Origin of the sequence: Rhodoferax ferrireducens (genome assembly GCF_003347515.1) — a bacterium.
In the GTDB taxonomy this organism is placed as follows: Bacteria; Pseudomonadota; Gammaproteobacteria; order Burkholderiales; family Burkholderiaceae_C; genus Rhodoferax.
The window spans coordinates 77,821-93,342 of the sequence record NZ_QEII01000269.1 but is presented as its reverse complement, the minus strand read 5'-3'; the positions used below and the strand labels follow the sequence as shown (position 1 = coordinate 93,342).

General features: G+C 63.0%; 13 protein-coding genes and 1 tRNA gene. 3 read left to right on the top strand and 11 right to left on the bottom strand.

The annotated features are described in order from the left end of the window. Window positions 1-36: 36 nt before the first annotated feature. Window positions 37-1,662, top strand: coding sequence for an ABC transporter permease (locus C5P05_RS11725; protein WP_114970020.1), 1,626 nt, complete (start codon window positions 37-39; stop codon window positions 1,660-1,662). Between the two features lies 1 nt (window position 1,663). Here the strand turns inward: C5P05_RS11725 and C5P05_RS11720 are convergent, their stop codons facing one another. The 8 genes from C5P05_RS11720 to C5P05_RS11685 all read right to left on the bottom strand — a co-directional run bounded on the left by C5P05_RS11720 (window position 1,664) and on the right by C5P05_RS11685 (window position 10,622). After that, window positions 1,664-1,816: a DUF3096 domain-containing protein gene (locus C5P05_RS11720; protein WP_114970019.1), complete on the bottom strand. Its 153-nt coding sequence runs from the start codon at window positions 1,814-1,816 to the stop codon at window positions 1,664-1,666. A gap of 54 nt (window positions 1,817-1,870) precedes the next feature. Continuing rightward, window positions 1,871-1,945 (bottom strand) — tRNA-Arg (locus C5P05_RS11715). A 41-nt stretch (window positions 1,946-1,986) separates the two neighbouring features. Beyond that, entirely contained in the window at window positions 1,987-5,763 is a 3,777-nt protein-coding gene (locus tag C5P05_RS11710) for a translocation/assembly module TamB domain-containing protein (protein WP_114970018.1), read from the bottom strand. Further along, complete coding sequence (locus C5P05_RS11705; protein WP_114970017.1) at window positions 5,763-7,655, bottom strand: autotransporter assembly complex protein TamA; 1,893 nt, start codon at window positions 7,653-7,655, stop codon at window positions 5,763-5,765. Before C5P05_RS11705 ends, C5P05_RS11710 begins: the two co-directional genes overlap by 1 nt. Window positions 7,656-7,659: 4 nt before the next feature. After that, entirely contained in the window at window positions 7,660-8,874 is a 1,215-nt protein-coding gene (locus C5P05_RS11700) for a vWA domain-containing protein (RefSeq protein WP_114970016.1), read from the bottom strand. Window positions 8,875-8,916: 42 nt separating this feature from the next. Then, window positions 8,917-9,513 carry a GNAT family N-acetyltransferase gene (locus tag C5P05_RS11695; RefSeq protein WP_114970015.1) on the bottom strand — a complete coding sequence of 199 codons (597 nt, stop codon included), beginning with the start codon at window positions 9,511-9,513 and terminating at the stop codon, window positions 8,917-8,919. A gap of 12 nt (window positions 9,514-9,525) precedes the next feature. Next, window positions 9,526-9,750: a hypothetical protein gene (locus tag C5P05_RS11690; protein ID WP_114970014.1), complete on the bottom strand. Its 225-nt coding sequence runs from the start codon at window positions 9,748-9,750 to the stop codon at window positions 9,526-9,528. Window positions 9,751-9,767: 17 nt separating this feature from the next. Beyond that, window positions 9,768-10,622: an AAA family ATPase gene (locus tag C5P05_RS11685; protein ID WP_114970013.1), complete on the bottom strand. Its 855-nt coding sequence runs from the start codon at window positions 10,620-10,622 to the stop codon at window positions 9,768-9,770. Window positions 10,623-10,724: 102 nt separating this feature from the next. On the opposite strand from C5P05_RS11685, the gene C5P05_RS11680 reads away from it, so the two are divergent. After that, on the top strand, window positions 10,725-11,390 hold the full coding sequence (locus C5P05_RS11680; RefSeq protein WP_114970012.1) for a c-type cytochrome: 666 nt from the start codon (window positions 10,725-10,727) through the stop codon (window positions 11,388-11,390). A gap of 62 nt (window positions 11,391-11,452) precedes the next feature. Here C5P05_RS11680 and C5P05_RS11675 read toward each other — a convergent pair whose 3' ends face one another. Both C5P05_RS11675 and C5P05_RS11670 read right to left on the bottom strand, forming a co-directional pair. Then, window positions 11,453-11,887: a DUF1841 family protein gene (locus C5P05_RS11675; protein ID WP_114970011.1), complete on the bottom strand. Its 435-nt coding sequence runs from the start codon at window positions 11,885-11,887 to the stop codon at window positions 11,453-11,455. A 43-nt stretch (window positions 11,888-11,930) separates the two neighbouring features. Then, window positions 11,931-12,569, bottom strand: a complete 639-nt coding sequence (locus C5P05_RS11670) for a trimeric intracellular cation channel family protein (protein ID WP_114970010.1) — start codon at window positions 12,567-12,569, stop codon at window positions 11,931-11,933. A 17-nt stretch (window positions 12,570-12,586) separates the two neighbouring features. On the opposite strand from C5P05_RS11670, the gene C5P05_RS11665 reads away from it, so the two are divergent. Continuing rightward, on the top strand, window positions 12,587-13,342 hold the full coding sequence (locus C5P05_RS11665; RefSeq protein ID WP_114970009.1) for a sulfite exporter TauE/SafE family protein: 756 nt from the start codon (window positions 12,587-12,589) through the stop codon (window positions 13,340-13,342). A gap of 66 nt (window positions 13,343-13,408) precedes the next feature. On the opposite strand, the gene C5P05_RS11660 is transcribed toward C5P05_RS11665, so the two are convergent. Beyond that, window positions 13,409-15,454 carry a diguanylate cyclase gene (locus C5P05_RS11660; RefSeq protein ID WP_198674699.1) on the bottom strand — a complete coding sequence of 682 codons (2,046 nt, stop codon included), beginning with the start codon at window positions 15,452-15,454 and terminating at the stop codon, window positions 13,409-13,411. Window positions 15,455-15,522: the final 68 nt, after the last annotated feature.

Here is a 15,522-nt window from a genome sequence, read left to right as displayed (position 1 = left end):
CAATTCTCATTTGCCCACTGTCGAGAGATCCCTTTCATGCCGTTCCGCTGGCCACGCCAATTGTTGTTGTTGACCCTGACAGTGGCGTTCATGCTGCCGGTGGTCGCGGTGTTCGCGTCCTGGCTGCCGTGGGGTGACTCGGGCGCCGCAGCTGCACAAATCTTGCAGGAGATGAGCGGCACCGTGCTGCCGGATTACGTGTGGACGACGGTCCGACTGTGCCTGATGGTGGCCGTCGGTGTGGTGCTGACCGGCTTGTCTACGGCCGCCGTCGTGACCATGTTTGACTTCCCGGGTCGCCGGGTTTTTGAGTGGGCTCTGTTGTTGCCGCTGGCCATGCCGGCCTATGTTGTGGCCTATGCCTATACGGACTTTCTCCAGTTCGGGGGCCCCCTACAGACCTTTGTGCGCAATGCCCTGGGTGTCGAAGGCCGGGTGTTCCCCGAAATCCGTAGTCTGGGCGGTGCCGCCTGGGTGTTTACCTTTTCGCTGTATCCCTATGTGTACCTGTTGGCGCGTACGGCCCTGGGTGAACGTGCCGCCCACCTGATGGAGGCCGCCCGCCTGCTGGGTGCACCCATGCGCCGGCGCATCCTGGAAGTGGCCTTGCCACTGGCCCGTCCCGCCGTGGCTGCGGGCGCCGCTCTGGCGCTGATGGAAACGCTGGCTGATTTTGGCGTGTCGAGCTACTTCGGTATTCAGACTTTTACGGCCGGCATTTACAAGGCCTGGCTTTCCATGGACAACCGCATTGCCGCGGCGCAACTGGCCACCATGCTGCTGCTGTTGGTGGCGATGCTCCTGTTCCTGGAACACCGCGCGCAAAAGCGCATGCGGTTTTCTGCGGCCCGAGGCGGGCGCGCTGGCGCCATGGATGCGCGCCCACTCATGTTGCAGGGCCGTGCCAAGTGGCTGGCCTGGGGCGTGTGCGGTGCACCGGTACTGATCGGCTTTGTGCTGCCAGTGCTGTTCATGCTGCGGCCCCTGGTGGCCGACTGGTCGGTCTTGTCGTGGACGCAGTTCCTGGGCTGGTCCATGAACAGCCTGCGCCTAGGCGCCATCAGCGCCTTGCTGGCCGTCGGGCTGGCCCTGGTGCTCGCGTTCAACCTGCGCCGCCGCCCGGACCTGCCGACCCGACTGGCCGCCCAGTTGGTCGGGCTGGGTTATGCGGTACCCGGCGCGGTAATCGTTGTCGGATTGCTGCTGCCGGTGGGCTGGCTGCAGAGTGTGGCGCCACAAAGCAGCGTGGGCTATGTCTTGACGGCGACTTCACTCGGCCTGATTTGGGCTTATCTGGTGCGCTTCTGCGCCGTGGCGCTGCAGTCGCTGCAAAGCGGCTATGCCCGAATTCCGGCGAGTTTTGATGACTCGGCCCGCATGCTGGGCACGCGCGACATGGCGCTGATGCGTCGCGTGCACTGGCCGCTGCTGAAGCGCTCCACCGCTGCGGCGGCCTTGCTGGTGTTTGTGGATGTGATGAAAGAGCTGCCCGCCACGCTGGTGCTGCGTCCGTTCAACAGCGATACCCTGGCCGTGGTGGCCTACCAGTTGGCGCGCGACGAACGGCTGGGTGAGGCGGCCTTGCCGTCCTTGGCCCTGGTACTGGTGGGCTTGATCCCGGTGATGCTGCTAAGCCGCACCTTGCGTGCGCCGTCGCGCTGAGTCAGCGGAGAAAGTTGCCAGTACCAAACAAGCCGACCAGGCCGACCACGATCAGATAAACGGCCACAATGGTCGACAGCAAGCGCGGCATGATAAGGATCAAGATCCCGGCGATGAGCGAGACGGCGGGGACTAAATGCAGGGTGATATTCATGGCGGGCCTTTTTTTGGTGATGAATCAAGGAAACAAATGCCAGCGCCGAGTGAGTGGTCCCCTCGACAGGAATCGAACCTGTATTTCACGCTTAGGAGGCATGCGCACTATCCATTGTGCTACGAGGAGAAGCGGGGATTGTAGGGGCTACGCTGTGCCCGATCGGACGCTCAGTCATAGGGCACCGTGAAAATCAGGTCAATCGTGCTCTGCTCGCCGGTCTGGGCGCGCAGGGTAAAGCGCTTTGAAAGATCGTAGAAGATGAAGACCGTGCCCAGGGTGCCCGCCATGCTGCGCTCGTAGGCGACATAAAAATCACGCGACAGTCGCTTGCCCAGCGTGACGGCAGCGGCGCTGGTGGTGCCGTCGGTATTGCTGCTCGATCCGCGCACGGACAGCTCATCGAGCCCCAGGGCCTGGCTCAGGCTGCCGGACAGTCCACCCCCTTTGCCGCCGAGCAGTGCCATCGCCGCTTGCTGCAACACGGCTGCCTCGGCGCCCCCGTTGGCGGCGGAGCGGCCCAACACCAGCCAGGCCAGTTTCTCGGCGTCGGGTAGCTCCGGGTCGGCGTACAGACGCACGCGAGGCAACAGTGCCGTGCCGCTGATCTGCACGCCCACGCGCACGCTCAAATTGGGTCGTATGGCCAAAATGTCGAGTGCCGGATTGTCGAAGGGGCCGCTAAAGCGCAGAACGCCTTCCTCAATAAAGAGTTGCTGGCCGTAGGCCTTGTAGGTGCCGCGCACGGTACTCAGGCCACCCGTAAGGCGCGGGATATTGCCAGTGGCAGCCGAACTGGCCAGATTGAGCGTGCCGGTCAGACGGGTGTTGAGGCCTCGGCCCTGCACTTGAAAGTCAGGCCCCATGTCCAGCGTGATCGCGACATCGGGCACGATGCGGACGCTGTTCGAAGTCGAGGCGGTGTTGTCAGTCTCCTTGGGTGCTGGCAGCGAATTTTTGGCCGCCGATTTCACCACCACATCCTCGCCGAGGCGGGGCGTGGTTTCATCGGGCAGGATGAAGAGCGCCTGATCGGCCTTGAGCGCGCCGCGGATCTCCAGTTTGGCCTCTCGCAGTTTGACCTGCAGTTGACCGGTGACTGCCAGGCGCCGGTCGGCGCGCGCCGTCACACGCAGGGCCTGCGCCTGGGCGTCCAGCTCGATGCTAATTTTGGCCAGGCCCGCCGTGGCACCTGTGCCGTTGGGCAGCCACTGCGCGAACCCTTTGGCACTCAGCAGGCCGCCACTGCCGCCGCCCCCGGTGGCGCCCTGCAAGCTGAACTCCTGGATGTCAAGACGCTGTCCGCGCAAGGTGCTGCGCAGTTTGCCGTTGCTGAACTCAATGCCATCGGCGATGGAGCGCAGGGCCAGGCTGTCGGCATTCAATGTGCCGCTCCACTGCGGCGCGGCGCGTGTGCCGCTGAGCGCGATGTTGGCGTCCAGCGTGCCACGAATGCGCCAGCCGGGGGGGGCTAGCATCGACCAGACGCCAACCTGCGGCAGTTGCGCCCGCAGTGAGCCGGTCAGCGGCGCGTCGGCGGCCCAGCGCCAGCCGTCAGCACCGCTGGTAATGGTGGTGCGGAATTCGCCTTGCGCCAGGCCCGCCCGTTCACTGTCCCAGCGTGCGCTGACGCGCAGCGCGTTGCCGTCAGCGTTCAAGGTCATGCGGGCGTCCTTGACCCCGGCACTGACCCCGGCGCCAACGTCCCCCTCCGCCAGCAGACTGATATCGCCGCTGCGGCGAACCAGGGAGACGCTGGCTTTGAGGGTGTCTGCCGCCAGCACGTCCCAATCGCCATCAAAAACCAGATCGCCGCGCAGGCCCATATTCGCCACCTGAGCGCTGCCCAGCAGGTCCAGCCAGGCCAAAGGCACGCCTTGCAGACGGCCTTGCGTTTGCAGCGCCTGGCGCGCCCCGCTGCGGCTCCAGCGAATGGGGCGCCACACGATGGTGGCCGCGCCGGGGATCGGGCCGGTCAGGGCGGCTTCGCCGGCGCTGGTTTCCAACACACTGCCGCTCGCGTGGCTTTTCCAGCCGAAGCTGACCGGCTGGTTGATTTGAACGCTCCAGTTGCCGGGGCGCTGGCCGTCCTGTGCTTGCAGTCGGGCAGCACTGAGCACGGCTTGCCAATCGCCCGCGGCACTGCGCCCGCCCGACGCCTGTGCCTGTAGATTGAAGCGGCGTGAGCCGCTTTCTGGTCGGCCTTCGACTTGTTGACGTACCACGGCGCGCAACTCGCTTCGCACCCGCAGATCCGGGCTTTGCCAACCCCCGGCCCAGTTGCCTGTGAGGTCTCCATTGCCTTGAATGGCCTTGCTGACGAGTTGCGCAGGCGCGCCGGGCAAGGTCTCCAGCCAGCGCGAAGCTTTGGCCGTATCTGTGACGTTCAGCGAAAACTCGCCGTTGCCGGTCTGCGCACTCATCTGGCCGTGAACTTCGGCCTGTCCGCCCGGCAGCGTCAATTGCATTTGGCCGCGCGTGGCTTTGCTGGCCAAATGCACGTCGATCTGGCCCCGCAACAGGGCATCGGTGGTTTGCAGTTGCAGGCTCTTCAGACTCAAGGTGCCATCGGCCCAGCGCCCTTTGGCGGAGGCGTTTTTGAGATGCAGACCCTTCAATCTGGACGCATCGGGTTGCCTGGCCGAAGGCTGCAGGCGGGTGTCAAAGTCAATCACCTGCGCGGCGGCCGTGGCCTTGAGCTGGCCGTCAATGCGTGCCGCCGCCAGCTGCGTGTGCACGGCAGCCGGGTTGATGTCCTTCAGCGTCGCCTCCGCTTGCCAGCCTGAAATGGCCGCAGTTGGCGCGTTGTTGGTTTTGGCCGCGGTCAATTGACCTTGCACGGCCAGGCGCCCGCCCGCGATGTCGGCGGTGAGTGACTGCACCTGCCACTGCCCGTCGCTGAAACTCAAGCGCGCCTGTGCCGCCTCTACCGGCAGGCGGTCCAGATTCCAGGGGCCACTGAGCCGGTTGGCGAGCTTGCCCTGCGCTTGCCAGATGGGGCCGGTGGCGGGGCGTGGGGCCTTCGTGTCAGGCTGCACCGCAGCGCTGCCGGTGAGCAGGGTTTGGGGTGCCTGGGACCACAAGGCGCCCAGATTCAAGTCGCTGAAACTGGCCTCGGCCTGGACAATCGGTTGTACCGCCCAGGGGCTGATTCGGGCGGTCAGCCGCGCTTGCATCGGCGCTGCAGTTGGGGATGCCTTGCGTGGCGTGGGGGCTGGTGTGGCAGGCTGCAGCCTGGCCTCTATATCCAGCAGGGCATTGGGCCCCGCCAGATCGCCGCGCACCGAGGCAGTGGCCGTCAGCGGCAGCGGCTGCGCAGTGCCGGGAAGGGGGGCTTGCACAGCGCCTTGCACCTGCATATCCAGCGTCAAGGGGGCGCGAGCCAGCACGCTGGCCTGGGCCTGGTACTGGCCCGCCGCCAGCTGGGCGCTCTTGAGCGTCAGTGCATGGCGCGTTCCCTCGAACTGGTAGCGGCCCGACACGGCCGTGGCCTGCAGTGCGCTCGCGCCCGCCCAGTGCAATGCGTCGATGACAAAGTTCAAGTCCACCTGAAACGGCAGCAGCAAGGTGTCCAGCGGCGTGGCGGGCTTGGGCGCACGCTGGTCTTCAACGCTGAGTTGGGCGATGTGCAGCGTGTCCAGTTGCAGCCGGCGGTCAAACAGGGCTCTCGGTTGCCAGGCCAGATCGACCTGGCGCGCTTCAATCACCAGCCCATTGCTCTCCCAGCGCAGCAAGCCAATGTGGCCCCCTTTGCGCAGTGAGCCGCGCACATCCTCGGCCACCAGCACCTGCCCGGCAGACAGGTAGCGCGATGCCTGCCTGAGCGCCGTGGCCAGGGACGTGTCGCTATCGGTCCAGATCCAGAACGCCAGAAGCAGGGCGCCGACCAGCAACACCGCCGTGGTTAGTAGGCCCGTGAGCCATCTGAAAACCCGACGCAACTTCATCAGAAGGTGAACCCCACACTCAGGTGCAGGCGCAGTGCTTTGACAGCGACGCCATAGGCTAGATCAATTTGCAGCGGCCCCACCGGACTTTTCCAGCGAACCCCGGCACCCACGCCCACCTTGGCGCGCAGCGCTGAGGGCTTGTCGGCGACCGCTCCGGCATCCAGAAAAACCGTGCTCTCCCAATCGGTGAGTTTGTCGTTTACCACAATGGGGCGCTGCCACTCCACACTGCCGGCTGCCAGGTAGCGACCAGGCGCGATTTCGCCACTGGGCAGTTCGTTGCCAATGCTTCGGAAAGCATAACCGCGCACAGTCGTGTCGCCACCGGTGAGGAAGAGTTGGGTGCTGGGCAGTTCCGCGCCGGGACGTGCCAGTACCATGCCGCCCTCGGCGCGCAGGGCCACGCGGCCAGCACGCATCGCGGCACGCGTGCCGGCCTGCTCGCTCGTCAGCGGCCACAGGCCCAGCCATCGCAGCTGGGTGCGCAAAAAGGGTTCGCGCGTGTTGCCCAGCGTAACCCCGCCGCCCAGTTCTGCGCCCAGGCCGTAACCGCTGGACGGAAAGGGCAGGCTGTCGAAGTTGCGCAGGGTCCAGGCGTAGTTGGCGCTGAGCGCATCGGCCACGGTTGGCAAGCCCTCGCCGGACGTTTTGGCACGGTCGTATTGCAGGTAATAGTTGCGGTCAATGCGTTCACCGGCCTTTCCGCGGCCGGCCCGATAGCGCTGGCTGTCCACTTCGAAACTGCCTGAGGTCTGGTTTTGAAACAAGGCCGAGGTCATCCAGCGCCAGCCGGAATCATCGGGTGGTGCGGTCAACTCTGTCCCCAAGGATTGGGTTTCGCGGTCCACGGCGATTTTGGATACCGCGCGCCAGCCAATGCCCGGCACTTTGTTGTGCGTGTGCTCCATGGACAGCCGCGCCCCCCCGTCGGTGCTGGCCCCGATGCCCAGCACGATTTTCTTCAGTTTCGCCTCGCGCAGTTGCACTAGCACCGGTGCGGCCATCGGGTCCCCCGTGGTGTCGAGCGAGACAAACACCGAGTCGAAGAAGCCGCTGTCGGCCAGACGTTGCTGCGCTTCCAGCAATTGGGTTTGACTGTAGTCAGTGCCCGGTTCCAAGCGGGCCAGGCGGGTCACTAGTTGCGTGTCGTAACGTTGTGTGCCGCTAATCTGCACAGGCCCCAACTGGTAGGCCGGGCCGGAGTCCAGGGTGACGCTTAACCGGGCGGTTCTTGTATCCGGGTCAATGTCGGCGCGGCTGGACTGGATGCCCCCCGTGGGGTAGTGCTGGGCGGTCAGCAGCCGCAGCGCCTGTGTCTTGGCGGCGTCCCAGTTTGCCTGGGTAAATGCCATGCCAGGGCTCAAGGTCCAGGTGGCGCGGATGGTCTGGCGCTGCGCCAGCGTGGTCTCATCTTGCTCAATCGGACCCGTGAATTCCAGCGCGACCTCGCTGATTTTGACGGGTTCGCCCGGCTGCACAGTGATCACGACGTGACGCGCGGCTTTCGGATTTTCGGGCGTGTCATGCACGGCCAGATCAATGGCTGGCGAAAAATAACCCAAGGTGCCCAGCAGGTCTTTCAGATTGCGCTCCGCTGCCGTCAATAGCCGCGTCATTTCATTGGTGTCGAGATCGCTCAACTCGCGGTAGCGCTGCAGTTCGATGTGTCGTTGCAGGTAGTCCTTCACCTCTGCTGGTGCCTGGATTTCGATGTCAAACGCCAGTGTTGGCGAGGTGGCGACAGCGCTTGCAACGGGGGTCGGGCTGGTGCCCGGCGTTTGCGCCTGCACGGCTCCGGAAAATCCTGCAATCAAAACAAAAAGAGCCGACCCCAGAAGCAGCGTTTGCGTCAGCGTTTTGGAAAGTGTCTTCTTGGGTCGCCTGAACATCCGGCTATTTTGTCAGCAAGCGCATCGCTTCTTCGAGACCCTTGAGCGTGAGTGGGAACATGCGCTGGTTCATCAGCTGTTGGACCACGCTGATACTTTGGCGGTATTGCCACACGCCTTGCGGCTCGGGGTTGATCCAGGCGAATTTGGGAAAGGCGTTGGTGAGCCGCTGCAGCCACTCGACTCCGGCCTCTTCGTTGTTGTATTCCACGCTGCCGCCGGGCTGCAAGATCTCGTAAGGGCTCATGGTAGCGTCGCCTATGAACAGGAGCTTGTAGTCTTTGTTGTATTTGCGAATGATGTCCCAGGTCGGGAATTTTTCGGCAAAACGGCGGCGGTTGTTCTTCCACATGAAGTCATAGACGCAATTGTGGAAGTAATAGAACTCCAGGTGCTTGAACTCCGATTTGGTGGCACTGAACAATTCTTCCACGCGCTGGATATGGTCGTCCATCGTGCCGCCCACGTCCATCAGCAACAACACCTTCACGTTGTTGTGGCGCTCCGGCCGCATCTTGATGTCGAGGTAGCCGGCATTGGCCGCCGTGGAATGGATGGTGTCGTCCAGGTCCAGCTCTTCTTCATGGCCCTCACGCGCAAATTTACGCAGACGCCGCAGCGCCACCTTGATGTTGCGGGTGCCTAGCTCTTGCGCGTCGTCGTAGTCTTTGTAGGCGCGCTGGTCCCACACCTTGACGGCGCTGCGGTTGCGGCTCTTGTCCTGGCCGATGCGAATGCCTTGCGGGTTTTGGCCGTAGGCGCCAAACGGGCTGGTGCCGCCGGTACCGATCCATTTGGAGCCGCCTTCGTGGCGTTCCTTTTGCTCTTCAAAACGCTTTTTGAGCGTTTCCATCAACTCGTCCCAGCCCATTTTTTCGATCTTGGCGCGCTCCTCGGGGCTGAGCTCCAGCTCCAGGTTCTTGCGCAGCCACTCCAGCGGGATGTCCTTGGTGAAGTCGGCCACCATCTCCACGCCCTTGAAGTAGGCGGCAAAGGCCCGGTCGAACTTGTCGTAGTGCTTCTCGTCCTTCACCAGCGTGGTGCGGCTCAGGTAATAAAAGTCCTCAATCTTGTAGCCAGCCGCCTCGGCGTCGCCTTCAGGCTCGGGCGTGTTGGGACCGACCACGCCGGCCTTCAGGGCTTCGAGCAGGGTGAGGTATTCCTTGACCGACACCGGCAGTTTGGCCGAGCGCAGGGTGTAGAAGAAGTCAATCAGCATGGTGTCTCTCCTGGTGCAAGTTCAACAGGTCTCGACCGGTCCTCAAGCGCGCGGCTTGTCCAGTAAATACAACAACTGGGCCTTGGCTTCCGGCCATTCGCCGCTGCGCATGCTGTACATCACGGTGTCGCGAATGGTGCCGTCGCGGCGCAGGGCGTGACCGCGCAGCACGCCGTCTTTTCTGGCGCCAAGGCGTTCGATGGCCGCCTGGGACGCAAAGTTGAAGTTATCGGTGCGCCAACCCACCACATGGCAGCCCAGGGTCTCGAACGCGTGCGTCATCATGAGCAGCTTGGCCGTCGTGTTGACGTGGGTGCGCTGGATGCGTTTGGCGTACCAGGTCCAGCCAATTTCCACGCGCCGGACCGCAGGCACGATGTCATGAAAACTGGTGCAGCCCAACACGGTACCGGTGGCCGCCTCCGTCACACAGAAGGCAAAGCGGTTGCCGGCCTCGCGCATGGCGAGTGCATCCTCGATGTATTTGCGGGTTTGCTCGGGCTCGGGCACCGAGGTGATGCGCAACGTCCACAGTTCGCCATCTGCGGCGGCGGCGCGCAGGCCGCTTTCATGGGTGAGCGCCAGCGGGACCAGCGCAATGCCGCGGGCGGCCAGGGTCACAGGCTCAACATAGGCCATGTTCAATCTTTCTCAGTCTTCGGCTTTGGCATTGCGGCGCTTGCGCCAGCGCCGGGCCAGCTGCAGGCCGATACCGCCGCCCAGGCCCACCAGCACGATCCCGGCCACGCTGGCGTTGTCGTAGCCCTCGCTGAAGATGTCCAGGCCCAACAGGCGACCGATCCAGAAGCCCAACAGGGCGCCACCGATAAAGCCGATGGCATCTGACAGGCCTTCGATCAACAATGATTTATCCATGTGTAACGATTCCCTGTTCAGCGGTTATGCCGCTGCATGAACACCAGTTTTTCAAACAAAGTCACATCCTGCTCGTTTTTGAGTAAGGCACCGACCAAGGGCGGCACCGCCACCTTGTCGTCCTTGCTCTGCAGCGCCTCCAGCGGGATGTCTTCGGCCACCAGCAGCTTGAGCCAGTCCAGCAGTTCGCTGGTGGAGGGCTTCTTTTTCAGGCCCGGCAGGGTACGCACGTCATAGAAAGTCTTCATGGCGGCCGTCAGCAGCTCTTTCTTCAGGCCGGGAAAGTGCACGTCGACAATGCTTTTCATGGTGTCGGCATCGGGGAACTTGATGTAGTGAAAAAAGCAGCGACGCAAAAAGGCGTCGGGCAATTCTTTTTCGTTGTTCGAGGTGATGAACACCAGCGGCCGGTTTTTGGCCTTGATCAGCTGACGGGTTTCGTAACAATAAAACTCCATGCGGTCGATTTCGCGCAGCAAGTCATTGGGAAACTCGATATCGGCCTTGTCGATTTCGTCAATCAGCAGTGCCACCGGCTGCTCGGCCGTGAAGGCCTGCCACAGCACGCCCTTGACGATGTAGTTGTTGATGTCCTTGACGCGCTCGCCACCGTCCACGCTGGAGAGTTGCGAGTCGCGCAGGCGGCTGACCGCATCATATTCATACAGGCCCTGCTGCGCCTTGGTGGTGGATTTGATGTGCCACTGCAGCAGTGGCATGTCCAAGGCGGTGGCCACTTCCTCGGCCAGCATGGTCTTGCCGGTGCCGGGCTCGCCCTTGACCAGCAGCGGGCGCTTGAGCGTGATGGCTGCATTGACGGACAGCATCAAGTCCTGGGTGGCAACGTAGTTTTTGGTTCCTTGGAATTTCATGGTTCTGCTTTGATCAGGGAAAACAGCAGTTAGCTGAAGGATTGTTGATCGATATAATGGATGGTTGATCTATCTCAAACACTGGTTGATTGTCCTCTCAAAATGAACAAATTCTTGCCGTCACTGTCTGCCCTGCTTGTCGCTTGTGCGACGGTCTTTTCTGCCCATGCCCAGGAGGTCAAAGGTGATGCCAAAGCCGGCGAAAAGAAAATCGCCATGTGCATTGGCTGCCACGGCATCCAGGGTTATCAGGCCAGCTTCCCCGAGATCTACAAAGTCCCCATGATCTCCGGTCAGGGCGCCAAGTACATTGTGTCCGCACTCACCGCCTATCAGAAGGGTGACCGCAAACACCCCAGCATGCGTGGCATTGCTGACAACCTGAGCGATCAGGACATGGCCGATATCGCCGCCCATTATGAAGGGCTTGGCAAAGTTGAGGCGGCGCCCGCACCAGGCAAAGCGGCCGATGGCGATGCCCGCGTCGCTGCGCTGGTCAGCAAAGGTGCTTGCGTCTCCTGCCATGGCGACAGCTTCAGCAAGCCCATTGACCCCAGCTACCCCAAGATCGCTGGCCAGCATTCTGACTACCTGTTTGTGGCGCTCAAGTCGTACAAGACCGAGGGCAATGCGACCTGGGGCCGGGCAAACGGCATCATGGGTGGCGTGGCCAAGCAATTCTCCAACGCGGAACTCAAGGAGATGGCCAAATATTTGAGCTCGCTGCCGGGTGAACTCAAGACGGTGCCGCAAAGCAAGTTCAAGTAAACGCTTGCCTGCCCGCAACAAAAAAGCCGCTCATTGAGCGGCTTTTTTGTTGGTGTGTTGTGTCAGTCCCGCGTCGCGTGGTGCTGTACGCAGGCGATGTAGGCCTCGCCGTCGGGCGGACGACCGGCGCGCTGACTTTCCCAGATCATCTTGCCCAGACACTCCATGGCCTCGTGGTGGGCGGCGTGCAGCGAGTTGCGGCGGTGCGTTAGCAGCTCCACCGCCTGGCGGATGCCGCGCGGCTGGTCAATGCTGCACTGCTCGCTGATCGACAGGTGCATGGACAGGTGCAAAAACGGATTGCTCTTGCCTTCCTCCGCCTGCCCCATGGCCAGCAGGGCGGCATCGACGTCGGCCAGCTCGGCGTGGTATTCAGGGTGCTCGTCAATCCACAGGTTTGCTATTGTTTCAATAGCTTCAAGCGGTTGACCCGCCAGGGCTTTGGCATAAACCGAGCAAAAAAATCGGCGAACATCGGCTTGGGAGGGTGAAAACATAGTGGTCCGTATTGTCGTGCTTCAGGCCGCCTGGTGCGCTGCGTCACACGCGCCAAGCGGGCAGTTCCCAGTTGCGCCACAGTGCCAGTGCGCGCAAGCCGGCCGTGATGCCGACGCACACCACCAGCGCCAGCCAGTCCGGTGCGCCAGCCTGCCACAGGCCCACGTAAGCCCAGCCACCAGCAAACGCACACACCGCATAGGGCCGGTGGTCGTTGAACGCGCTGGGGATTTCGTTGCAGACGATGTCGCGCAGCACGCCGCCAAACACGCCAGTGATCAAGCCCATCAACACCGCCACCAGCGCCGGCATCTGGCTCCCCAGCGCCTGGTCGACGCCGGTGGCGGTGAAGAGACCCAGGCCCAGCGCGTCCGGCCATTGAATGCCTCTTTCCGTCAGCTCAAAATGCCGGTGGCGCAGGAACAGCATGGCCAGCACGCACAAGGCCAGCAGGCCCCACAGCAGGTCGACATGACGGACCCAAAAGAAGGGCCGCTGGTCCAGCAGCAAATCGCGCAGCGTGCCACCGCCAAACGCGGCCAGAAAACCCACCACGCAGACGCCGACGGCGTCCAGCCGCTTACGGGCCCCCTCCAAAACGCCCGACAATGCGAACGCTGCGGTTCCGGCCAGTTCGACCAGCAGCCTCAGGGTCTCGCCCCAGGATTGAATATTGTTCATGTCAGGATTTTCGCGCCATGGCCTTGCCCCTCATCACCGACCCCTATTTCTACGCCGTCACTGTTCCCGCCGTGCTGCTGCTGGGCATCAGCAAAAGTGGTTTCGGCGCCGGTTTTGGCTCGCTGGCCGTGCCCATGATGGCGCTGGCCGTGACGGTGCCCGAAGCCGCCGCCATTTTGATGCCGGTGCTGCTGGTGATGGACGTGCTGGGCATGGCGGCGTTTCGCAATGACTTCGACATGAAGCTGCTGAAGTTCCTGATCCCCTGTGGCCTGGTCGGCATCGTGATTGGGGCGCTGCTGTTCAAGGTGCTGGACGCCCACACCGTGGCCGGCATTGTGGGCGGGTTCACCCTGCTTTTTCTGGCGCAGCGCCTGCTGTTTCCACCCAAGGTGGACAGCGCGCCGCCGCCCAAATGGCTGGGTGCCATCCTGACCGCGACCTCGGGCTTTACCAGTTTCATTGCCCATGCCGGCGGCCCGCCCATCAACGCCTACGTGATTCCGCTGCGCCTGTCGCCGGTCAAGTTCACGGCCACCATGGCGTTTTTCTTTTTCATCATCAACCTCGCCAAATGGATTCCGTATGCCTGGCTGGGCTTGCTGGATACGCGCAACATGGCGACCTCGCTGGTGCTGCTGCCGGTCGCGCCGCTGGGCGTGTGGGTGGGAGTGCGCCTGGCCCGGCGTATCAGTCCGGTGCTGTTTTATCGCCTGTTGTACCTGGGCATGTTTCTGACCGGCACCAAGCTGGTGTGGGATGCGGTGCGTTAGATGCTATATTTAATATAGCATCATGCGCATATGGTTCGAGGGCTACAGCCCTATTTAATCAAAAAATCAGCGAACGGCGCGTTGCGCTGCCAACTCATCCGCATCGGGTATGGCCTGTGGATCGTGCACCACCACGCAATTGCGCCCCTGCAGTTTGGCGGCGTAACAGGCGGCATCGGCGGCGCGCAACACATCGGCGGCGCTGCCGTAGGAGGCGTTGACCGACACCAGGCCAATGCTGGCCCCGACGCTGAAGCTCTGACTTTCCCAGACCAGCCGGTAGGCCACTACCGCGCTGCGCAGCTTCTCGGCAATGTCAAGCGCCTGGGACAGGGGGCATCGGGCCAGCAGCACCGCAAATTCGTCGCCGCCCAGCCGGGCCACCGTGTCGGTCTGACGTACCTGGGCGGCGAGTTCATGCGCCACGTCGCGCAGCAGCGCATCGCCCGCGGCATGGCCGCCCGTGTCATTGACCGGCTTGAAGTGATCCAGGTCGATGAACATCGCACAGAAAGGCTCGGTATCGGCGCGTGCCGTGGCGTGTGCCAGCAGCGCCTCGAAGGCCGGGCGGTTGGCCAGGCCGGTGAGTGAGTCATGGCTTGACGCCCAGGTCAGGCGCTCACGCTGTTCGCGCGCCTCGGTCACATCTTCCACGGTCCAGATGGTGCCTTGCGCTTGATCCCCCGACACCACCGCACGGCCCCGCAAATGGGCCCAGAACAGCTGGCCCGAACGCCGCATCAACTCCACCTCGCCGTCGAAGGCGCCGTGCGCCATGAAGGCCGGGTGGGCGCGCGCCGACAGGGCCTGGGCGGCGTCGTCGGAGGCGTGGATCATGCGCGTGGGTTGACCGATGGCATGCTGCTTCTCGCAGCGAAAGACATGACAGAAGTGACTGCTCACCAGTTCAAAATGGCCGTGGCGGGTCAGGGCGATGCCGACATCGGCAAGGTCAAGCACCGCTTCCAGCTGTCGTAGCAGGGCTTGCGTTTCCCCTTGCCGGCGCTGGCGCTGTTCGACCACCTGCTGGAAGGCAATCGCGAGTTCACCCACTTCACCACCTTCCTTGGGCCAGCCCTCGGCGGAGGAGCCTTCCTGCGACAGCATTCTTATGGCGCGAGCCCTCAATTTGGAGATCGGACGCGTCACGTACCAGGCCAGGATGCCCGCCAGCGCCGCGGCCAGCAGTGCAACGCCGGCTGCCGCACGCCAGGCGGTGCGCTGGGCGGCCACCACTGGCTGCAAGGCAATGGCTTGGGGCGTCAAATGCACCAGCACCCAATCCGACATCGGTATGCCGGCCATCGACACCATGTGCCCCTCCGACAGCGTGGCGACTCCCTGGGTGTCAATGGGGCTGCCGACATCGCGCCATTGCGCGTAGACGTCGGCCAGGCCCGGTTCGTCCGCGGCCCGCCCGAGAACGCGGGACGGCTCAGGGTGCGCCAGCAAGACGCCGGAACGGTTCATGACCAGGCTGCGCGAACCGGCCTGCAATTCTGCGCCGCCGAGGTCCGAAAACAGGCTGGCGGAGCCCAGGGCCAGCGTACCGCCGATGATGCCGGCCACCTTGCCATCGGGCGAGAGCACCGGTATGGCAATGATCACAATCGGTGTTTTGGTGACCCGACCGACCAGGGGTTGCGACACCACGGGTTGATCTGTCTTCATCGCCTGCTGGAAATACTCACGGTCGGCGATATTGGGCAGCTCCGCAGTGCGTTCGCCCTTGACCAGACGGACCAGCATGGTGCCGTCGGCGCGCGCGACCAGGACGTTGTCAAACAGCGTGTTGATGGCCGGCTTGTCCATCAGGAAGCGCGTCATGGCCTCGGGGTCTTGCCACATGTCCGGATTGACTTTGCGGGCGACGGCGGTGAGTGTGCTCTGCAGCATGTCGAGCTTGTTGGCGAGCATCGCCGCCATGCGTTCACGGTTGTCGCTGTCGTTTTGCAGCAGCAAGCGCAGCATGTCGGTCTTCGTGGTGGTCAGCACAAGCTCGGTCGTGACCACCGCCGACATCACGCCTGCAAGGACCGCCATGGCCACGATCTTGAATTTGAGCGTGTTGACCCAGCGAAGCAAGGTCGGGATAAATTTTGATGGAGTCATGAAGTAGGGTGGCGCTGACGGCATATTACCCCCGGCCGATACGGCCGGCTACCAATACATAAGTCGTT